We start from the raw sequence: 21,743 nt of genomic DNA, 5'->3' as shown, positions 1-21,743 counted from the left end.
ATGTAACGATGACAACCAAGCGACATGAGCAAGTGGGATTGACCGATGCGCAAGTCCTTGACATGTATTATTACATGCTATTGGCCAGAAAAATTGACGAGCGCCAATGGCTGTTGAATCGTGCGGGCAAAGTACCGTTCGTGATTTCCTGCCAGGGTCAGGAAGCAGCTCAGGTGGGAGCAGCTTTTGCGATGGAAAAAGACAGAGACTTCTTGTGCCCGTACTATCGTGATCTTGGTTTGGTTCTGGTTTTTGGCCAAACAGCCCGTGATTGCATGCTGTCCGCTTTTGCGAAGGCAGAAGATCCGAATAGCGGTGGAAGACAGATGCCAGGTCACTTCGGTGGCAAGAAGTACAATATTTTGACGGGCTCAAGCCCTGTGACTACTCAAGTGCCACACGCAGTTGGTATGGCTTTGGCAGGTAGAATGAAGCAAAAAGATTTTGTTGTGTATGCATCGTTCGGAGAAGGCTCCAGTAACCAAGGGGACTTCCACGAAGGTGCGAACTTTGCGGGTGTTCACAAGCTCCCGGTTATCTTTTTCTGTGAAAACAACAAATACGCGATCTCTGTACCACTGAATAAGCAGTTGGCTTGTGAAAGTGTAGCAGACCGTGCGATTGGTTACGGCTTCCCTGGAATCAGTGTGGACGGAAACGATCCGATTGAAGTATATCGAGTCATGAAAGAAGCGGTTGAACGTGCTCGTAGTGGTCAAGGGCCAACGCTGATTGAAGCCGTTATGTATCGCCTTGTTCCGCACTCTAGTGACGATGACGATCGTGTGTATCGTACGAGAGAAGAAGTAGAAGAAGCGAAGAAAAAGGATCCGTTGATTGTTTTCGCTGCCTATTTGAGAGAGATCGGACTCTTGGACGAACATAAGGAAGCAGATATGCTTGCCCGCGTCCAGCTGGAAGTGGATGAAGCCACTGAATATGCGGAAACCGCGCCATATCCAACACCAGAATCGACAATGACATACGTATACGGGGAATAAGGGGGGATCTTTTATGGCAGTCATTTCTTTTATTGATGCAATTACAATGGCGATGCGTGAAGAAATGCGTCGCGATTCCAATGTGTTTATCCTCGGAGAAGACGTTGGCGTACGCGGTGGGGTTTTCCGTGCGACAAACGGGTTGATTGATGAGTTTGGTGAGGAGCGTGTGATTGATACGCCACTGGCTGAATCCGCTATTGTCGGTGTAGGGATTGGTGCGGCAGCTTACGGTATGCGTCCAATCGCGGAGATCCAGTTTGCGGACTTCATCATGCCAGCTGTGAACCAAATTGTCAGTGAGGCGGCGAAAATGCGCTATCGTTCGAACAACGACTGGCATTGCCCAATCACGATTCGTGCCCCATTCGGCGGCGGGGTTCATGGTGCACTGTACCACTCGCAATCTGTGGAAGCGATGTTCACGAACACCCCTGGTTTGAAAGTAGTGGCACCTTCGACACCATATGATGCAAAAGGTCTCCTAAAAGCAGCCATTCGCGATGAAGATCCGGTGCTCTTTTTCGAGCACAAGCGCTGCTATCGTTTGATCAAGGGCGAAGTGCCTGAGGACGACTATGTGTTGCCGATTGGCAAAGCGGACGTGAAGCGAGAGGGGACGGATATCACAGTCATCTCCTACGGCTTGACTCTGCACTTCTGTCTGCAAGCTGCGGAAAAGCTTGCACAAGAAGGAATCAGCGCGCATGTGCTCGATTTGCGCACACTGTATCCGTTGGACAAAGAAGCGATTGTAGAAGCGGCTTCGAAGACAGGCAAAGTATTGATCGTACACGAGGACAACAAAGAAGGCGGCGTTGGCGGTGAGGTAGCTGCCATTGTAGCGGAGCATTGCCTGTTCGATTTGGATGCACCGATCAAACGTCTTTGTGGTCCAGATGTGCCAGCTATGCCATACAGCCCGCCGATGGAAAAATACTTTATGCTGAACCCGGAAAAAGTATTGGAAGCAATGCGCGAGCTGGCCAACTTTTAAGGCGAGGAGGACCAAGGATCATGGCAACGAAAGTACTTATGCCCCAGCTCGGAGAGAGCGTGACCGAGGGCACCATCAGTAAATGGTTGGTCAATGTAGGCGACACGGTGAAGAAATACGATTCGCTGGCTGAAGTGACGACGGATAAAGTAAACGCAGAGGTTCCTTCTACCGTTTCAGGTCGAGTTACTGAGATCGTCGTACCAGAAGGTGAGACAGTCGCTGTCGGCACATTGATCCTATATATAGAAGAAAGTGGAGCGGAAGGTGGAACTGCAGCGCCTGCTAGCACACCGGAAACTACGGCTCCACAAGCGCCTGCAACCGAGCAGCCAAAGGCAGCTACGCCGGCGGTATCGATTCAGCAAGCACCAGTCATTGATGGACCAAAACAACGTTATTCACCTGCTGTAGTCATGCTTTCACAGCAACATGGCATTGATTTGTCCCGCGTTGTAGGGACTGGAGCAGGCGGTCGTATTACGCGCAAAGATGTCCAAGCGATTATCGACGCGGGCGGCCAAAAGCCAGCTGAGACAGTGAAAGAAACAGTCGTGCAGGAGCCCGTGGCAGCAGTCGAACAATCTACTATCGTTTCAACACCTGTGCCGTCAGCACCAGCTTCGACTCCTGCTGTTTCCGTAGAAATACCGGTTGCAAGCGGTGATCAAGTTGTACCCGTAACGTCGATTCGTCGTACGATTGCAAACCGGATGGTACAGAGCAAGCACGAAGCTCCACACGCTTGGACGATGGTCGAAGTAGACGTGACTAATCTCGTTAACTTCCGCAATCAGGCAAAAGGTGAATTTGCGAAAAAAGAAGGGCTCAACCTCACATTCCTTCCGTTCTTTATCAAAGCGGTTGTAGAAGCGTTGAAAGAGTACCCGATGATCAATTCCACATGGGCACACGACAAAATCATCGTGAAAAAGGACATCAACATCTCCATCGCAGTAGCCACGGAAGATGCTCTCTATGTTCCTGTCATCAAGCATGCTGATCAAAAATCAATTCTTGGTATTGCTAAGGCAGTCGATGATCTAGCAGCACGCACCCGTGCAGGGAAATTGACAATGGATGACATGACAGGCGGGACCTTTACGGTTAACAACACAGGCTCTTTTGGCTCTGTCTTGTCCCAACCGATTATCAATGCTCCGCAAGCTGCGATACTTAGTGTCGAATCCATTGTGAAACGCCCTGTCGTCATTAACGACATGATTGCAGTGCGTTCGATGGTCAATCTGTGCATGTCCTTGGATCATCGCGTGCTGGATGGTCTGATTTGCGGACGATTCCTTCAGAGTGTGAAACAAAAGCTTGAAAATGTAGGTCCGAATACCAAGCTGTACTAGGGTGTCGAAAAACCAGGTCAAGTAAAGACCTGGTTTTTTTGATAAAAGAATGACAAAAAAATTTTTCCAAATCGATCATTACGTATGTAACTTTTTCCGAGACATTTTCGTCTTACCAATTGGAGCCAGTAAGTCTCATAAATGATCTAGAAGAGATTCCCACCAGATAGCATTTGTGGTAGACTGGTAGCGTCCCGCTAGAGAGAATTTCCAGATTAAGGGTAATTATGGGAGGAAAAACATGGAGAAAAGTAAAAAAGCACTACCAATAGTGCTAGCATCAGCGCTGGCCGCTACACCATTTGTGGCAGTACCGCAGCAAGCACATGCTATTGAAAAATTGTCGGTAACGGCTGACAACGATGGTGCAGGTAAAGAAAGTGACTACACAATTGAATTCAAGCTAGAAGAAGATCTGGAAAGTGGAGAATCCATTACTATTGATTTCGATTCTGATTTTGATATCGACGATGACATTGATACGGACGATATTGATGCTAGCTTCGATGTGAAGAAAGTAAGTGTTTCTAAAGGCGAAATTACAATCAAGACTGATGAAGATTTAGATGAAGGCGATAAAATAAAGATTAAAATTACGAGCGGTATCACGAATCCCGATGACAAAGGTTCATACAGCGTAAGTGTAGAAGCGGGTGACGAGGATTCGGAATCGGAAGATGTAGATATCAAAAAAAGCAGCTCGGACAGCAGTAGCAAGTCCAGCAAAGATTACGCAGTATCGTTGAGCAGCAAAGCAGCAGGAGAAAAAGTCAGCCTCAAGCTTGGCAAAATTTCTCTCAAAGGAAGTGATGAGCTGGAGTCAAACTCCACGATTACTGTCACTTTCCCAGATAAAAACATGCTGCCATCAAGCATTGATGAAGAGGATGTAAAAGTAAACGGCTATACAGCGAAATCTGTCAGTGTTAGTGGCAGTACCGTTGATGTCAAAATTCCGAGTGGTGCAGACGCAGATGATTACATCACCGTGGAATTTGACAAGGATGCTGGAATCGAGAACCCTAATTCCGGAGGCAAGCACGTTTTCAAAGTGAAATATGATGGAACTACATACGAATCAGAGGATGTTGAAATTACTAAGAACGGTTCCTCTACTCCTAGCAGCGCTTCCGACAGCTTTACTGTGAACCTGTCCGATCCGGGCGCAGGCGCTCGCACCAGCTACACCTTTGATGCTGATTTCGGTAGCAAAGAATTGAAAGCAGATGGGGAACTAGTTCTTGAATTCCCATCATCTGACATGGTACCGGGTATTTTGACTGCATCAGACTTTTTGCTCAATGGGAAACCAGCGAAAAAAGCAACTGCAGTTGGAAATAGAATCGCGTTGGTAGCGCCAACCAACTTCGGTACCAATAGCAAAGTGAAGGTTGAAGTTACTTACGGAGCGTGGATTTCGAATCCAAAAGCAGCGGGTAGCTATACGTTGAAGGCTACTGTTTCCGGAAGAACTTTGGAATCCAAATCCTTCAGCATCGGTGGCTCTTCGGTGAACCCGACGCCAACCAACCCGACAACTCCAATACCTGTACCAAATACAACTACTAACAACAGCACCGCAACTATCGCATTGACACAAAATGCACTTGGCAAGCAGACGGGTGTGAACGTGGCAATCAAAGGATTGGGTGTTGGTCTGCAAAAACAGCGCGATTTCATCGAGATCGTATTCCCGGTAGGCTACAAGGTACCGGCTTACATCGCGCCAGCTAACATCTCTGTGAATGGTGCAGGTGCGAATTTTGTTGCGGTTCGTGGACAAAACGTTCTGATTTATCCGTCTCAGGATATTCCTGCGGCAACAAATGCTACTATCGTGATCAATCCAGCGGCGAACATCGTAAACCCTGCTGTGAAAAACACATATAGCATTAGCGTATTTACTTCCGAAGAAAGAGGCTTGCTGTTTGCGCGTGCTGTTGGTGTAGGGATGCCTTCTCCGGCTCAACCAAAGCCTGGAACGCCAACACCACAACAGCCATCGACAGCTATTCCAGCGAACGCGGCTTCCTTTAAAGTAAATACAGCAAACTTCAGCCTGAATGGCAAAACGTATCCTCTCTCTGTAGCTCCTTACCTTGCAGATGGTAATACGACCATGGTTCCAGCCCAATTCTTTAAAGAAGGATTGGCACTGACTACGCAATGGAACAATACAAGTGTTGCTGTTATCAGTGGAACCAAAGTCGTGAAGTTTACAGTTGGGTCGAAAACAGCAAAAGTAGGCAAAACGGATATCCAATTGCCAACACCTGTTGTTCTCAAAAACGGCATGCCAATGATCCCAATCCGTACCGTTACGGATAATCTTGGTTACAAAGTCGGCTGGGCTGCTCCAAGCGTATACGTATACAAATAAAAACAAGCTGGGACAAACGAAAAACCCCTTTCCGCTTTTCGGTCGGAAAGGGGTTTTTACTTGTTTATCATCACTCGTTTATTGAAAGTAAAAAAACGTGGGAACGATGAGTGAGAGTATTAGAATGCCGATCAGGATTTTTGCAAAGAGCGACTGGTGTCTCATTCTAATCAAACCTCCTTTCAAGGTAGAGGAAATTATCAGGTGATTCTGTAAGTGGCTGTGCTAGAATGAAGAAAAGGATATCATTGGCTTTCTTTTTTTCGCCCATGCTGAAATTGTACCGAAATGTAGCCAATGAGACAACCACTTACAAAAGGATGATGATTCGTGAGCGCACCGAATAAAATTGCCCATATCGGCATTGCGGTAAAAAGCTTGGAAAAGACGCTTCCCTTTTATACCGAGCAATTGGGATTGGAGTTGGTTGGAACCGAAATCGTAGAGAGCGAACAAGTACAAGTGGCTTTTTTAAAGATCGGGGAAAGTCATATTGAATTACTAGAACCGTTAAGTGATGAGAGTCCAATAGCAAAATTTATGGAAAAACGCGGAGAAGGCATTCACCACATTGCTTTTGATGTGGATGATGTTGCGGGTCGTCTAGCCACATTAAAAGAGCAAGGTGTACCTCTCATTCACGAGATCCCCAAAGCGGGTGCGCACGATGCTTTGATTGGATTTTTGCATCCAAAGGCAGCGAATGGCGTTTTGTATGAGCTATGCCAATATCCGAAAGAATCATAGGCGTTTACGTAGTAGAAAAAATTTTTTTGCGGTATACTGGAACTTGTGAATATGTACCAAAATCGGGCAGTACGATCAGGAGGTAACGAGTGTGAGTACGATCAACCAAGAGCGTTTGTTAAATGAATTTTTAGAGCTCGTCCAAATTGACAGTGAAACGAAGAACGAAGCAGAGATCAATAAGGTGCTCAAAGAAAAACTGATTGAGATGGGCTTTACCGTCGAAGAGGATGACGCAGCAGCGAAAACCGGACATGGTGCCAACAATCTGATTGCAACCTTAGAAGGAACTGGAAACGGTCCGACTATCCTGTTTAGCAGTCATATGGATACGGTTGTGCCAGGAAACGGAATCAAGCCACAAATTCGCGATGGCTATATTTATTCCGATGGAACGACGATCCTCGGTGCGGATGACAAAGCAGGAATCGCGGCGATCTTTGAAGGTATTCGCAGCATGAAAGAGCAAAACTTGCCACATCCAACGATCCAAGTAGTATTGACTGTGGGAGAAGAGTCAGGACTTGTAGGCTCCCGCGCAATGGATTCCAGCCTGCTGAAAGCAGAAATGGGCTTCATCCTCGATTCGGAAGGTCCGGTTGGAAAAATTACAGTAGCTGGTGCTGGACAATATCGCATCGTAACCAAAATTTACGGCAAAGCAGCGCATGCAGGTGTGAATCCAGAGGATGGCATCAGTGCTATATCGGTTGCAAGTAAAGCCATTTCCCGTATGCCACTAGGCCGTATCGATGCGGACACAACTGCAAACATCGGTCGTTTTGAAGGCGGTAAAGCGTACAATATCGTAACGGATTATGTGGAAATTTGGTCAGAGGCTCGCAGCTTGGTCATGGACAAGCTGGAAGCGCAAGTGAAGAAAATGACGACAGCATTTGAAGAAGTGGCAGCCGAAATGGGTGCGACTTGCGAAAATGACGTTATTTTTATGTACCACGGCTACAAATTCAACGAAGAAACGCCTGTTGTACAAAAAGCGATTGCAGCGGTTAAGCGTGTAGACCGCAATCCTGAGCTCGTTGCAAGCGGCGGCGGAAGCGACGGTAACGTATTTAACGGCTACAACGTGCCAAGCGTAAACTTTGCCATCGGCTATGAAGAAATCCATACCAAAAGCGAGCGCATGCCAATCGCTGAACTGAACAAAGCGGCTGAGCTGGTGCTTGCTGTTATTGCAGAAGTACAAGAGTAATCAAAAGAAGGTCGGAATCTCCTCGCGAGGGGTTCCGGCCTTTTTGTACGTTCTCTTACTCGTTTGCATGATTGAGACAAGCACTGTTCATCATAGACTGAATAGAAAGTGGGGACGAGGCAGGAATGAAAGGGGGAAGCTGAGTGCTCCGTTTGGCAGTGGGGACGGTCCAAAAAGTTCTGGAAAAGCAAACAGGGATGCAGATACTCGAAGTCCGGATAGAATCGGTTGCTGGATACAAAATGGAGAGAGTGCTGTCTTTTTTGCAGGAGGATTATAGCAGTGGCGATTTACTCTTGATCAATACAACTGCTGTTCGCCTTGAATTGGGGACAGGCGGGTATCACTTTGTTGTAGGGAAGGTTACCCAACAGGAGGAAACCGATGTTCTTCCGAATGAGTGGGGGCATGTCATGAAAATGCGCTATTCGCCATGGCAGCTCGCGGTTGATTCGGTAGAAGAACAGACTAGCCCGTACCACCCTTTGTTTGTGCAAGATGACCTATCCTTGGAAGGTACCCCTGTTTTGGTCGGAGAGCTGCACAGTCTTCTACCTGTTGCTGTCCTTGCTTTGCATAAAAAAAATCCAAATGTCCGTATCGTATATGTCATGCCAGACGGTGCATCCTTGCCGATTGCCTTGAGTCAGCATGTCCAGCAATTAAAAGCAGTCGGGAGCTTGGCTGCGACAGTAACGACAGGTCATGCGTGGGGTGGAGATCGCGAGTCGCTGACGATTCATAGTGGCTTGTTGGCGGCGCGCCATGTAGAGCATGCCGATATTATTGTTTGTATGTTGGGACCTGGGGTAGCAGGTACAGGTACACCTTACGGCTTCTCGGGAATTCAGTTAGCTGAGGTCATTCATGCCATATCTACTCTCGGTGGAACGCCCTTTTTTATTCCACGAATCAGCTTTGGTGACCCACGTACCAGGCATTACGGTGTCAGTCATCATACTGTATCGATATTAAACCGATTTGCTCTTTGTCCTGCCCTGGTTACCATTCCGATTTTCGGAGATGAAAGAGATGAAGTCCTTTCACGGCAATTGAAAACGCTAGAAGTTGCGGGGAAGCATATTTTCATAAAAGGAAAAGTCCCAGACCAATCAGAACTAGCAGCGCTGGAAAAGGGGTATGGCTTGTCCTTTTCTACGATGGGACGAAATTGGCAAGAGGACCCTGCACCTTTTCAGACGGCATGGATGGCTGCCGATTATGTAGACAACAGTTTGGGCTACATCGTCCAAACCGTTAACGACGCCCCGCATTTGCCCGCTTCATTAAGTACGCTTGAAGCGTTAGGTCTTTATTTGACCAGGAACGAAGTGCAGCCTTGATCTCCCAAGCTTTCCCGACCATACGCAATTGGTTTTCGCTAACATATGTTTTCATTCATAATCTCCTCCGATACAATAAGATGGACAAGCTCTATGCTCCCAACTTATGGAGGGAATCGACGATTTAGAACGACTTCATGAAAAAAGGATGATGACGACAGTGAGTAAATATGATCACTTATATGAAAAAACCATTTCCAGTCAACCGATTTATGACGGAAGAATTATTAAGGTCAAGGTAGATGAGGTCCTTCTGCCCAATGGCAACACAGCCAAGCGAGAAATCGTGAATCATCAAGGTGCGGTTGCTGTAATGCCGATAACAGATGATAACAAAATGGTTGTAGTTCGACAGTTCCGCAAGCCATTGGAGGGTACGATCGTGGAAATCCCAGCAGGAAAGCTGGAGCCAGGGGAAGAGCCGCTTGCGTGTGCAATGCGCGAGCTGGAGGAAGAGACCGGCTACGTTGCGAGTCAGTACACACCGCTCAGCTCTTTTTACACATCTCCAGGCTTCGCGGATGAAATTTTACATGTTTTTGTGGCCACTGGCTTGAAAAAAGGAGAAAGCAAGCCGGACGAGGATGAGTTCGTCGATGTGCTGGAAGTAACATTGGAAGAAGCGCATGCTCTGCATCAAAGTGGAGAAATTCGCGATGCCAAGACAGTCGTGGCATTGTTTGCGTGGGAAAACAAAATGCTACGTGAACGTGGCTAGTACTATGCTTTCTTCGTATTTTTGCGACATGCATATTCACATCGGTGGTACGTGGACCGGTAATCCTGTGAAAATAACGGCTTCTCGCCAAATGACACTCACGAAAATTTTGGAGGAAGCCTCAGATAAAAAAGGGATGGATGTCATCGGGATTATCGATGCACATTCGCCGGAGGTTCAGGATGAGCTGGTAGATCTGTTGGAAAAGGGATTAGCCACTGAACAGGTGGATGGAGGAATTTCCTACAAAGATACATTGCTACTCTTGGGGTGCGAAGTAGAAATCAAGGAGCCAGGGCGTGGTGCAGCTCATTTTCTCGTTTATCTGCCGAAACTGCAAGAAATGAAGCAAATTACTGCGTGGCTGTCTGAACGCTGCAAAAATGTGCATTTAAGTTCTCAGCGTATCTACACATCACTGAGGGAACTACAAGCCTGTGTCGATCAATTGCAGGGCCTCTTGATCCCGGCACATGTTTTTACGCCGCATAAAGGGTTGTATGGGAGCTGTACGGATTCGATGGCCGAAGTGCTTGATCCATCGCTTATCTATGCAGTTGAGTTGGGATTGAGTGCGAATACCATCATGGCAGACCGCATATCCGAGCTCCATGACAAAACCTTTCTCACAAACTCAGATGCCCATTCTTTGGCGAAGATAGGCCGGGAATATCAAGCGATATATATGCAAGAGCGTTCCTTCGCAGAGTGGGTAAAAGCAATTAAGCGCATCGATGGCAGAAGGGTTCATATGAACTACGGTCTGCATCCCGAGCTTGGGAAGTATCATCAGACGGCGTGCCAAGGGTGCCAGTCTTTACTAGCGGCGGATGCCTCAGGCAAATGTCCGGAATGCGGCTTCCAACGAATTGTGCGAGGGGTTGCAGCGCGCATTGATCAGCTGGCGGATGTAGAGGCCGGCCAGCATCCGGCGTTCCGTCCTCCTTATATCGAGCAAATCCCGTTGGAATTCATTCCGGGAATCGGTCCGAAATTGTTGGACAAGCTGTATCGGTCGTTTGGTACACAGATGAACGTATTGCATCGCGTAAACGAAGAAGAGCTCACCCCTGTTGTCGGAGAGAAAATCGCATCGCTTATCGTACACGCACGAGAGGGAAAGCTCTCTGTTCAAAAAGGCGGCGCCGGTACCTACGGAAAGATCGTCCCGATGTAGGTTGTCATAGGGGAGAACTCGTCCGCATAAGCTGTACAGTAATCAGCCAAGCGGGAGGCGACGAAGCGTGCGTTCACGAGTCGGACAAACTATCCAATCCTATGCGAGAGAACATCAGTCACTCTACTGGTTCACGATCGTCCTGTTTACGATGGGCATTATTTTCGGAGCCGTCCTCGTCAATTCACTGCCATTGTCACAGAAGCAGGAGCTGTACGGTTTTCTACAATATTTTTTCAACAGTCTTGACAGTGATGGAATCCCTGAGACCAGTGCCCATTTTCAGCAGGCGTTTGGTCATTATGCCAAAACCATAGCGATCATGTGGGTGCTAGGATTATCCATTATTGGGTTGCCTATGATTTTGTTGATGCTCTTCTTAAAAGGAGTCGTGGTTGGTTTCACCGTCGGTTTTTTGGTGAGTCAACTCCAATGGCAAGGCGTAACATTTGCTATGGTGGGTGTTCTCCCACAAAATTTATTAGTCGTTCCTGCCCTTTTTATTGTAGGCGTCAGCGGAATTTCGTTTTCTCTTCGACTCATACGAACGAGAGTGCTAAGCAAAAGAGATGTCATCATGCCGCATTTTATGGGCTATACGGTTCTTGTTCTTAGCATGCTGGCTATATTGACGATTGCAGCCTTGTTTGAAACCTTCATTTCCCCTCGGTTGATGCAGCTCGTACTTAATTAAGAATAATTCTCAGGTAAGAACTTATGCATTTGACTTATTCGATGCCCCTCTACTATAATAGGAACAGGTTTCATGCGAGCGGGGAGGGGCATTAATGTTGGAAGAAAAATTAGAGAAAATTAAGCAGCAGTTGCATTCACAAAACTACAAGCTGACACCACAGCGTGAAGCCACTGTTCGCGTGTTGTTGGAGAATGAAGAAGATCACTTGAGCGCGGAAGATGTTTACTTGTTGGTGAAGGATAAAGCGCCGGAAATCGGGCTTGCTACCGTATACAGGACATTAGAGCTGTTGAGCGAACTGAAGATCCTCCATAAAATGAATTTTGGCGATGGCGTAGCTCGTTACGATCTTCGTGATGATAATGCTGCCTATCACCATCATCACCTCATTTGCCTCAATTGTGGTACGGTGGATGAAATTTTTGAAGATCTTCTTGTCACAGCAGAAGAGAAAGTCAAGAATGTTTACAACTTTTATATTACCGACCACCGATTGACCTTCTACGGGATCTGCAATCGTTGCGTAGATAAAGTGAACGTGGAGGACTTCAAATAAAGTCGACTTCTCTGGGAACGGAGAAGTTTTTCTTTTTTCATTGGGAGCTTTTGTAATGGCAGACCTATTCCTGTGGAATCCTAAGAGAGGATCGATTCGAATGGAGCAGGGGACAAGTGCATATAAATGAAAGAAAGTCTGTAAGGAGGCTCACGGATGAAGGTCTCTTATCGCCGCTTGATGGAGGGTCTTCGTTTCTTGCTTCTTTTCATTACCTGCACCTTGCTCTCCTACGGCATCATTACCTTGCTGGCGGACAAATTTCTCCCGGCAAACCCTTATCATGAACCACATGGGAATGCAGTGAAGGTAGTAAAAGTCATCAATACCTCTCAGGCACAGGATTTTGACGGTTATGTCGCACGACTACAGCTCTTTTTTTTAACGGGAGAGTAATGCAAGTTTGCGTTTTTTATCTGGAGAAGCAGGAGTTTCTTCTTCTTTGTGGAAAGCAATACAAGATACTTATCAGCTGAAGGGGACAGCTTCATGGACAGTCTGATTGATCAGTTTATTCATTTCCTGACTGTGGAGAAAGGGTTATCGAGAAATACCCTGGAATCCTATCAACGGGATATGGTGGCCTTTACCTCGTACTTACAGGAGCAAGGTGTTGCTCGAATAGAGGATTCTACTCGGACGCACATCATTGGTTACTTGCTTGTTTTACGGGAAAAAGGACGTGCTACAGCAACGCTTTCTCGCAATATGGCATCGATACGAGCGTTTTATCAGTTTCTCATTCGGGATAAGTACATAGATAAAGATCCATCCATTCATCTGGAAACACCGAAGATCGAGAAACGCTTGCCGAAAGTGCTCTCTGTTGAGGAAGTGGAACGTCTTTTGGAAAGTCCTCCTGTCAATCATCCTGCCGGGCTGCGGGACAAGGCGATGCTTGAGCTTTTATATGCGACAGGCATTCGTGTCTCGGAGTTAGTCAATCTGGATAGTGCTGATGTGAATCTGGATATGGGCTTTGTCAAGTGCATGGGAAAAGGATCAAAAGAGCGAATCATTCCGTTAGGCTCGGTTGCCATTCAAGTGGTTCGCCACTATTTACAGGCAGGGCGCCCCAAGCTGGTAAAAGGAACTGGCGATACTGCATTATTTCTGAATCACTTGGGCAAACAAATTACACGGCAAGGTTTTTGGAAAATTATTAAACGATATGCCCAAAAATCTAACATCCGTGCAGAGATTACACCCCATACACTTCGCCACTCTTTTGCCACTCACTTACTGGAAAATGGAGCGGATTTGCGCTCTGTTCAAGAGATGCTTGGGCATGCTGATATTTCAACCACCCAGATTTACACACATGTGACCAGAACGCGGATTAAGGACATCTATGCCAAGACGCATCCGCGAGCATGAGTATGAAAAACCGATCGACTCCGCCTGATTGTCGGGCGGAGAAAAATTTTCTGAATCAGGTCAGACGTCTGACGACTTGATTTTAGAATTCGAATGACTGGTAAACAGGAGGCGTTAAGATGCAGTATTCACGAGTTTTTTTGATCGTCATGGACAGCGTAGGGATTGGCGAACAACCTGATGCGCCTAAGTTCAATGATGCAGGAGCGAACACCTTAGGTCATATTGCGGAACGAGTTGCAGGATTTTCATTGCCCAACTTGCAAAAATTAGGTTTGGGAAATATTGCACCACTCCAGAACGTTGCACCAGTAGCAACCCCTATGGCCCATTATGGAAAAATGCAAGAAATCTCCATGGGGAAAGATACGACGACTGGTCATTGGGAGATCATGGGTCTGCATGTGTCTACTCCGTTTAACACGTATCCAGATGGATTTCCACAAGAACTGATCTCGGAATTTGAACAACGCATTGGTCGCAAAGTGCTCGGGAACAAAGTTGCTTCGGGGACAGACATTCTCGACGAGCTTGGCGAAGAGCATATGAAAACGGGTGCAGTGATTGTCTATACGTCTGCGGACAGTGTATTCCAGGTAGCAGCGCACGAAGAGGTTGTTCCGCTTGAAGAGCTGTACCATATTTGCGAGGTAGCTCGTGAGTTGACGCTGCGTGATGAATTCGCCGTTACTCGTGTTATTGCGCGTCCATTTGTTGGACAGCCAGGCAATTTTAGCCGCACGTCAAATCGCCACGATTATTCCGTGAAGCCATTTGCTCCGACAGTCATGAATCGTTTGCAGGATGCTGGCCTTGCTTCTATTGCAATTGGCAAAATCGGCGACATCTACGCAGAAGAGGGTGTTACCCAATCTATCCGTACCAAAGATAACATGGACGGTGTAGATCAAATTCTGGGCACGATGAAACAATCGTTTACAGGTCTTTCTTTTGTAAACCTTGTGGACTTCGATGCGAAGTTTGGTCATCGCCGCGATCCAGAAGGGTATGGTCAAGCGTTGATGGAGTTCGATGCTCGTATTCCAGAACTTTTGGAAGCGCTACAAGAAAATGATTTACTGGTAATCACGGCAGACCATGGAAACGATCCTGTACATCATGGCAGCGACCATACGAGAGAATACGTTCCGTTGCTTGTCTATCATAAGGGTATTCAAGCTGGGGCACATTTGGGCATCCGTGAGACATTTGCGGACTTGGGTGCGACCATCGCAGACAATTTTGGAGTAACTGCTCCAGTGATTGGGAAAAGCTTCCTCAATCATTTATAAAGGTTAAGCAAAAATAAACATTTATATAATAGAAGAAACACAAAAAAGGAGAGAGTTGAATTGGCAAATTTCCATGATGCAGTAGCATATATCGAACCGAAACTAACAGAAAAACCAACCATTGGTCTCGTACTCGGATCAGGGCTGGGTGTTTTGGCAGATGAAATCGAAAATCCGGTGATCATTCCTTATCATGAAATTCCAGGCTTCACTGTGTCCACCGTTGTCGGCCACAAAGGACAACTCGTGATTGGCAAGCTGCAAGGCAAGCAAGTCGTTGCGATGCAAGGTCGTTTCCACTTTTATGAGGGACATGGTCTGGATGCCGTTGTTTTCCCAATCCGCGTCATGAAGCTGCTCGGCGTAGAAACCATTATTGTAACCAATGCTGCTGGCGGAATTAACGAAGGCTACAATGCAGGCGACCTCATGCTGATTTCCGATCACATCAACATGACGTTCCGCAATCCATTGATCGGCGCAAACGATGAACAATTGGGAGCACGTTTCCCAGATATGTCTGAAGCTTATTCCAAACAGCTCCGCAAGCTGGCTCATGAAGTTGCTTCCGAGCAAGGAATCCAGCTCCGTGAAGGTGTATACGCAGGTCTGCTAGGTCCTACCTATGAAACTCCTGCAGAAATCCGTATGCTTCGCCTGTTGGGTGGAGATGCTGTAGGGATGTCAACTGTACCAGAAGTAATCGTGGCACGACACATGGGTGTGAAGGTGCTCGGTATTTCGTGCATTAGCAACATGGCAGCAGGTATTTTGGAACAACCTCTGTCCCATGATGAAGTAATGGAAACAACAGAAAAGGTAAAATCGCAATTCCTGGCTCTGGTCAACGGTATCGTAGCCAAAATGTAAGTAACGGATTCGGAGGGATTAACAATGCGTATGGTCGATATGATCGCCAAAAAACGTGATGGCGGAGAACTGACAACAGAAGAGATTCAATTTCTGGTGACAGGCTATACAGATGGAAGTATTCCTGACTACCAAATGTCCGCATGGGCAATGGCAGTCTTTTTCCGTGGCATGACAGCGAGAGAGACAGGAGATTTAACCTTGGCAATGGCAGGGTCAGGCGAACAGCTTGACCTGTCTTCTCTGCAAGGAATTAAGGTAGACAAGCACAGTACAGGTGGGGTAGGCGACAAGACTACTCTTGTTGTTGCACCATTGGTTGCGGCAGCAGGTATTCCTGTGGCAAAAATGTCTGGAAGAGGCCTTGGATACTCAGGAGGCACCATTGACAAGCTGGAGTCCTTCGCAGGTTTCGAAGTAGAACGCACACGCGAGCAATTTTTGCAGCAGGTGCGTGATATTGGCGTGTCCGTAATCGGGCAGTCTGGCAACCTGACACCTGCAGATAAGAAGCTGTATGCTCTGCGTGACGTGACAGCTACTGTAGAAGCTGTGCCGTTGATTGCAAGCTCCATTATGTCCAAGAAGATTGCCGCTGGGGCAGATGCCATCCTGCTTGACGTAAAAGTAGGGAAGGGCGCTTTCATGAAAAGCATTGAAGAGGCAGAAACATTAGCAAATGCGATGGTTGCAATCGGCAGCCAAGTAGGACGTAAAACGGTGGCGGTCATCAGCGATATGAACCAGCCGCTTGGCTTTGCTGTGGGCAATGCACTGGAAGTGAAAGAAGCGGTGGAGACACTAGCAGGTAAAGGTCCGCGCGATTTGACCGAGCTGGTATTGGCTATTGGTTCCCGCATGCTTGTTATGGGTGGGCTTGTTACTGATGTGGAAGAAGGACGTAAAAAGCTCGAAGACCTGATGGCTTCCGGAAAAGCTGTAGATAAACTGGCGGAAATGGTAGAGGCTCAAGGCGGCAATAAACAGGACGTCTATGATTTGTCTCGTCTGTCGCAAGCAAAGATCATTCATACCGTTACAGCCGAACAGGACGGCTTTGTGAGCGCGATTGATGCAGAAGCGATCGGTCATGCTTCTGTTGTCTTGGGTGCTGGCAGATTGACAAAAGAAATGCCGATTGACTTGGCAGTAGGTCTTGTTCTGCACAAAAAACGCGGGGATCAGGTGAAGGCAGGCGAAGTTTTGGTCACCATCCATGCCAACGAAGACCATCTTCTGCAAAATGCGTTGAAAGAAATGGAAGGTGCCTTCCGAATTTCGACGGCAATCGACGGAGAACAACCGTTGATTTATAAAATTATCGAAGCATAGAAAGTCTGAATATTAGTTGATCAATCAAATAAAACAAGGCGTGCACAGCACATGAGCACGCCTTGTTTTATGAGTAAAAATACAGTTTCTCGAAAAAATATTGTTGATTAAATCTAGTTTTTCATATTCAATAGTAAGATATAAGTCGTTTTTTATTATATAAAATATATTTTACTGTTCGGATTGACTTTATAAAGTTTTATAATTCTACTTGTCAAATTTCGTTGACACCGCTATCATTTCCGATTACTTTTATTGTATTAGACTGTTTGTAAAAGATTATTGCGAAATTCGTAAAAAAATGATGGAGGTTCCCAGAAAATCGTATTTATGAAAAAGCTGGACCATGTCGATAGACAGATTCTGCAAATCCTCCATGAAGATGGGCGTATCCCATATACAGAAATCGCCCATCAATTAGGCGTGAGCGAAGGAACGATTCGATCGCGCATCACTCGTCTTTTGCAAGACGGAGTCTTCCAATTCGTAATACAACCCGATCCAGAGAAATTAGGATTACATGTGCAGGCTATCATCGGGTTAACCACAAAGCTAGGTTTGCAGAAAGAAGTGGCAGAAAAATTGAGCAAATTTTCTGCAGTACGCTTTGTAGGCGCTTATAGCGGTAAGCACGACTTGATTATCCAAGCGTGTTTCCATAGTAATGATGAGCTGATCACCTTTGTCAATGAACGACTCTCTCAAATTGAAGGAATTGCAGCTGCGGACGTTTCACTGGAACTGAAGCAGTACAAAGACACCTTCTCTTTCGTTCAAGACGACGAGGTGACCCTGCAATGAAAGGGGTTGATGCCTTCCAGCCGAAGTCAAGCAGCTTCGCGTAGTTTTCGTTTTTTTTTCGTCCTTTATTTTCAGAAAAAAGACAAAAAAGAAAAACGTACTGGGGGTTATTGCGTTGAAAAAGAATATGTTTGCACTTGTGAGCTCGATTGCTGTATTAGGAACCGCCCTGGCAGGGTGCGGAGGAGGTCAACCAGCTGCCGCTCCACCGGCAGGAGGAACACCCGCAACGCCAGCACCTTCACAGCCTGCAACACCAGCTGCTGAGAAGAAGCCACAAGTTCTAAAGATGAACCTGCACTCCGAGCCACCTACAACTGATCCAGGACTCGCAGAGGACACGACTTCAGGCGCGATTATCTTGGCAACCTTTGACGGCTTGACCCGCATTGGTACCGACGATAAGCCACATGAAGCTGCCGCTGAGAGCTACAAAGTCTCTGATGATAAGCTCACTTACACATTTAAAATCAGAGAAGCGAAATGGAGCAATGGTGATCCTGTAACAGCACATGACTTTGAATATGCTTGGAAGCGCGCTCTCGATCCAAAAACAGCTTCCAACTACGCATATCAGCTGTACTACGTGAAAAATGGTGAAAAAGCAAATAAGGGCGAAGCAAAGCTTGATGAAGTAGGTGTGAAGGCACTTGACGATAAGACGCTGGAAGTTAAGCTGGAGAATCCAACTCCATACTTCCTGGAATTGCTCGCATTCCGTACCTACTTCCCAGTTAACAAAAAAGTAATTGATGCTAATCCGAAGTGGGCAGGCGAAGCAAGTTCGCACGTCGGTAACGGACCTTTCAAAATCGAATCTTGGGAGCACAAGAGCAAGATGGTGCTCGTGAAGAACGAAAATTACTGGGATAAAGACAATGTAAAGCTCGAAAAAATCGAATTCTCCATGGTAGAAGACGAAAATACAGAGCTCTCCATGTTCGAAAATGGCGAAATCGACTGGGCTGGCGCACCAATGAGTGCTTTGCCAACAGATGCGATTCCAGCATTGAAAGATCAAGGCAAGATTCAAACAAATCCAATCGCTGGTACGTACTGGTACAAGTTCAATACCGAAAAGCCGCCATTTAATAACATTAAAGTGAGAAAAGCATTTGCCTACTCGATCGATCGCCGAGCCTTGATCGACAACATTCTCCAAACGGGTCAAATCCCGGCAACAGGCGCTGTACCTCCATCCATGGTGCTGAATCCAAACGGCTACTTCAAAGACAAAGATTTAGAAAACGCGAAAAAGCTTTTGGAAGAGGGACTGAAAGAGGCTGGCATGAGCAAGTTGCCAGCGATTACGTTGTCCTACAACACATCTGAGGCTCACAAGAAGATTGCTGAGGCCATCCAAGACCAATGGAAGAAAAATCTCGGTGTAGATGTGAAACTCGAGAATAAAGAATGGAAAGTTTACCTGGAAGATATGCATGAGGGTAATTTCCAGATTGGACGGATGGGCTGGCTGGGTGACTTCAATGACCCAATCAACTTCCTGGAGCTTTACAAGGATAAAATGGGTGGAAACAACGATACGCGTTGGGAAAATGCAAAATATAAAGAGTTGTTGAACCAATCCGCTCAGGAATCAGACCTCGAGAAACGTAAGAAAATTTTGGCAGATGCAGAACAAATCCTGATGGATGAAATGCCAATCATGCCAATTTACTTCTACACGCAATCTTGGGTACAGAAGCCAGAAGTGAAAGGCGTTCACCAAACTGGCCTGGGTGACGTGGATTGGAAAGGCGCATACATCGAGTAATTTCATAACGAAGGAAACGGGATTTGCAGCAGAGGTTATATGGTTGCTCATATACCCTCTGCTATGCAAGCCCTTCCCATAAATACCAGCTGGCATGATTGCCAGCAAAGAGAAAATAGAGAGAGAAGCTTTACTGCAAGAGATCTAAGGGTTATTTACACAGCCGATTTTTACACTGTGTCGGCAGCGTTCCGCAGTGTAAACATGGGACGTGAAAGCAATCAAAAATCTACAAGGGGGTAAGTTAGTTGATCCGTTATCTCGGTAAGCGCATCATTTTTATGCTCATCTCGCTCTTCTTAATTGTAACGGCCACCTTCTTCATCATGAAAGCAGTACCAGGTGGTCCATTTACATCCGAGAAGCAGGTCCCGCCGGAAATTAAGGCAGCACTAGAGGCAAAATACAAGCTGAACCTGCCGTTGCACGAACAATACTTTGAATATTTGAAGGGTGTAGTAACGTGGGAGCTCGGTCCATCGTTTACGGAGAAATCTTCAACTGTTAATGACATGATTAATCGTGGTTTCCCAGTTTCTGCTCACTTGGGTGCACAAGCTTTATTGCTCGCTATCTTTGGTGGGATTACGCTAGGGGTTATCGCAGCGCTAAACCATAATAAATGGCAAGACTATTCCGCGATGGTCATCGCCGTTTTGGGATTATCGGTACCAAGCTTTATTTTGGCGTCCTTTTACCAATACATTTTCGCTATTAATTTGGGCTGGTTTCCAATCGCGAAATGGGAAGGATTTGAATACACCATCCTTCCATCATTGGCACTCGCCGCATCACCGATGGCATTTATCGCGCGTTTGACGCGTTCCAATATGATTGAAGTTATGGGTCAAGATTACATCAAAACAGCAAAAGCAAAAGGGCTGCACACTTTTACCATTACAGTAAAACACGCAATCCGTAATGCGCTCTTGCCAGTTGTTACTTACCTGGGTCCACTGATTGCCGGTATTTTGACAGGTGCATTCGTTATTGAACGTATTTTCGGTGTTCCTGGTCTTGGTCGCGAATTCGTTTTGTCCATTACAAACCGCGACTATACGGTAATCATGGGTACGACCGTGTTCTACTCCATGATCCTTGTTGTGATGATTCTGATTGTTGACATCGCATACACCTTGGTAGACCCACGGATCAAACTTTCGGACGCAGGAAAGGAGTAATGACACGTGCAAAACTTGACTAAAGAACATTTTGAGCCAATTTCCGTTGACCTTCGTCAAGCGGAAGCAATCAAGCGCCCAAGTCTCTCTTTCTGGTCTGACGTTTGGCGTCGTTTGAGAATGAATAAAGTCGCAATGATTTCTATGATCTTCATTGCTGCGTTGATCGTATGTGCCATTGTGGTCCCATGGCTAACTCCACAAGATTATTTTACGACGGATCTGGCTGGCAAGAACAAAAAGCCGTCTGCTGAACACTGGTTTGGCACAGATGACCTAGGTCGTGACGTATTTGAGCGTATTTGGTACGGTGCACGTATCTCTCTGCAAGTAGGTCTTGCCGCAGCGTTCATTGACTTGATCATTGGTGTGATCTGGGGTGGTCTCGCAGGTTTCTATGGTGGAAGAGTAGATGAAATGATGATGCGTTTCGCAGATATCTTGTTTGCGATTCCTTACCTGCTGGTTGTTATTTTGTTGATGGTTGTTTTAGAGCCTGGTGTTGGAACGATTATTCTTGCCTTGACGATAACGGGATGGATCGGTATGGCCCGGATTGTGCGTGGTCAGATCCTTCAATTGAAGAACCAAGAGTTTGTACTGGCAGCACGCTCCCTTGGTGCTGACGCCAACCGTCTGATCTTCAAACACTTGATTCCTAATGCTTTGGGTCCAATCATCGTTACATTGAGCTTGACTGTACCTTCCGCGATTTTCGCAGAATCTTTCTTGTCCTTTATCGGGTTAGGGGTTTCGGCACCAATTGCATCGTGGGGAACGATGTCCAATGAGGGCTTGCCGGCCATGAAGTACTATCCATGGCGTTTGACATTCCCGGCAATCTTTATTTCCATGACCATCTTGGCATTTAACTTGTTCGGTGACGGTCTGCGCGATGCAGTAGACCCACGCCTGCGTAAATAGGAGGG

General features: G+C 46.5%; 20 protein-coding genes. All 20 read left to right on the top strand.

Annotation, left to right across the window (positions count from 1 at the left end):
* Positions 1 to 8 precede the first annotated feature (8 nt).
* Complete coding sequence (locus C7R92_RS14965) at positions 9 to 1,001, top strand: thiamine pyrophosphate-dependent dehydrogenase E1 component subunit alpha (RefSeq protein WP_017248036.1); 993 nt, start codon at positions 9 to 11, stop codon at positions 999 to 1,001.
* A 13-nt stretch (positions 1,002 to 1,014) separates the two neighbouring features.
* The gene (locus tag C7R92_RS14960) at positions 1,015 to 1,998 is read left to right on the top strand and encodes an alpha-ketoacid dehydrogenase subunit beta (RefSeq protein ID WP_017248037.1); all 984 of its coding nucleotides are present in this window, start codon (positions 1,015 to 1,017) and stop codon (positions 1,996 to 1,998) included.
* Positions 1,999 to 2,018: 20 nt separating this feature from the next.
* Positions 2,019 to 3,356: a dihydrolipoamide acetyltransferase family protein gene (locus tag C7R92_RS14955; RefSeq protein WP_106834801.1), complete on the top strand. Its 1,338-nt coding sequence runs from the start codon at positions 2,019 to 2,021 to the stop codon at positions 3,354 to 3,356.
* Positions 3,357 to 3,597: 241 nt separating this feature from the next.
* On the top strand, positions 3,598 to 5,736 hold the full coding sequence (locus C7R92_RS14950) for a copper amine oxidase N-terminal domain-containing protein (protein ID WP_106834800.1): 2,139 nt from the start codon (positions 3,598 to 3,600) through the stop codon (positions 5,734 to 5,736).
* A gap of 330 nt (positions 5,737 to 6,066) precedes the next feature.
* Complete coding sequence (mce, locus tag C7R92_RS14945) at positions 6,067 to 6,483, top strand: methylmalonyl-CoA epimerase (protein WP_106834799.1); 417 nt, start codon at positions 6,067 to 6,069, stop codon at positions 6,481 to 6,483.
* A 91-nt stretch (positions 6,484 to 6,574) separates the two neighbouring features.
* Positions 6,575 to 7,696 (top strand): M20/M25/M40 family metallo-hydrolase, encoded by a 1,122-nt coding sequence (locus C7R92_RS14940; RefSeq protein ID WP_106834798.1) that lies wholly within the window; start codon positions 6,575 to 6,577, stop codon positions 7,694 to 7,696.
* Between the two features lie 143 nt (positions 7,697 to 7,839).
* Entirely contained in the window at positions 7,840 to 9,039 is a 1,200-nt protein-coding gene (locus C7R92_RS14935) for a DUF3866 family protein (protein WP_106834797.1), read from the top strand.
* Between the two features lie 160 nt (positions 9,040 to 9,199).
* The gene (locus C7R92_RS14925; RefSeq protein WP_106834813.1) at positions 9,200 to 9,757 is read left to right on the top strand and encodes an NUDIX domain-containing protein; all 558 of its coding nucleotides are present in this window, start codon (positions 9,200 to 9,202) and stop codon (positions 9,755 to 9,757) included.
* 4 nt (positions 9,758 to 9,761) lie between these two features.
* Positions 9,762 to 10,934, top strand: coding sequence for an endonuclease Q family protein (locus C7R92_RS14920; protein WP_106834796.1), 1,173 nt, complete (start codon positions 9,762 to 9,764; stop codon positions 10,932 to 10,934).
* Between the two features lie 67 nt (positions 10,935 to 11,001).
* On the top strand, positions 11,002 to 11,628 hold the full coding sequence (gene spoIIM / locus C7R92_RS14915; protein ID WP_106834795.1) for a stage II sporulation protein M: 627 nt from the start codon (positions 11,002 to 11,004) through the stop codon (positions 11,626 to 11,628).
* 94 nt (positions 11,629 to 11,722) lie between these two features.
* Positions 11,723 to 12,187, top strand: coding sequence for a ferric iron uptake transcriptional regulator (fur, locus tag C7R92_RS14910; protein ID WP_007720739.1), 465 nt, complete (start codon positions 11,723 to 11,725; stop codon positions 12,185 to 12,187).
* A gap of 156 nt (positions 12,188 to 12,343) precedes the next feature.
* The gene (locus tag C7R92_RS14905) at positions 12,344 to 12,583 is read left to right on the top strand and encodes a YqzK family protein (RefSeq protein ID WP_007720735.1); all 240 of its coding nucleotides are present in this window, start codon (positions 12,344 to 12,346) and stop codon (positions 12,581 to 12,583) included.
* 93 nt (positions 12,584 to 12,676) lie between these two features.
* The gene (gene xerD, locus C7R92_RS14900; RefSeq protein ID WP_017248046.1) at positions 12,677 to 13,564 is read left to right on the top strand and encodes a site-specific tyrosine recombinase XerD; all 888 of its coding nucleotides are present in this window, start codon (positions 12,677 to 12,679) and stop codon (positions 13,562 to 13,564) included.
* A gap of 119 nt (positions 13,565 to 13,683) precedes the next feature.
* Positions 13,684 to 14,856: a phosphopentomutase gene (gene deoB, locus C7R92_RS14895; protein ID WP_069844653.1), complete on the top strand. Its 1,173-nt coding sequence runs from the start codon at positions 13,684 to 13,686 to the stop codon at positions 14,854 to 14,856.
* A gap of 60 nt (positions 14,857 to 14,916) precedes the next feature.
* On the top strand, positions 14,917 to 15,726 hold the full coding sequence (locus C7R92_RS14890) for a purine-nucleoside phosphorylase (protein ID WP_007720725.1): 810 nt from the start codon (positions 14,917 to 14,919) through the stop codon (positions 15,724 to 15,726).
* A gap of 24 nt (positions 15,727 to 15,750) precedes the next feature.
* Complete coding sequence (locus C7R92_RS14885; RefSeq protein WP_106834794.1) at positions 15,751 to 17,058, top strand: pyrimidine-nucleoside phosphorylase; 1,308 nt, start codon at positions 15,751 to 15,753, stop codon at positions 17,056 to 17,058.
* Between the two features lie 330 nt (positions 17,059 to 17,388).
* Positions 17,389 to 17,859 (top strand): Lrp/AsnC family transcriptional regulator, encoded by a 471-nt coding sequence (locus tag C7R92_RS14880; RefSeq protein ID WP_012686077.1) that lies wholly within the window; start codon positions 17,389 to 17,391, stop codon positions 17,857 to 17,859.
* Between the two features lie 115 nt (positions 17,860 to 17,974).
* The gene (locus C7R92_RS14875) at positions 17,975 to 19,633 is read left to right on the top strand and encodes a peptide ABC transporter substrate-binding protein (protein WP_106834793.1); all 1,659 of its coding nucleotides are present in this window, start codon (positions 17,975 to 17,977) and stop codon (positions 19,631 to 19,633) included.
* Positions 19,634 to 19,881: 248 nt separating this feature from the next.
* Positions 19,882 to 20,814 carry an ABC transporter permease gene (locus tag C7R92_RS14870; protein WP_017248050.1) on the top strand — a complete coding sequence of 311 codons (933 nt, stop codon included), beginning with the start codon at positions 19,882 to 19,884 and terminating at the stop codon, positions 20,812 to 20,814.
* Between the two features lie 6 nt (positions 20,815 to 20,820).
* On the top strand, positions 20,821 to 21,738 hold the full coding sequence (locus C7R92_RS14865; protein WP_106834792.1) for an ABC transporter permease: 918 nt from the start codon (positions 20,821 to 20,823) through the stop codon (positions 21,736 to 21,738).
* Positions 21,739 to 21,743 lie beyond the last annotated feature (5 nt).

This window comes from Brevibacillus porteri (genome assembly GCF_003013475.1).
Lineage (GTDB): Bacteria > Bacillota > Bacilli > Brevibacillales > Brevibacillaceae > Brevibacillus > Brevibacillus porteri.
The sequence above is the reverse complement of the archived record's forward strand: the minus strand, read 5'-3'. Positions and strand labels throughout refer to the sequence as shown.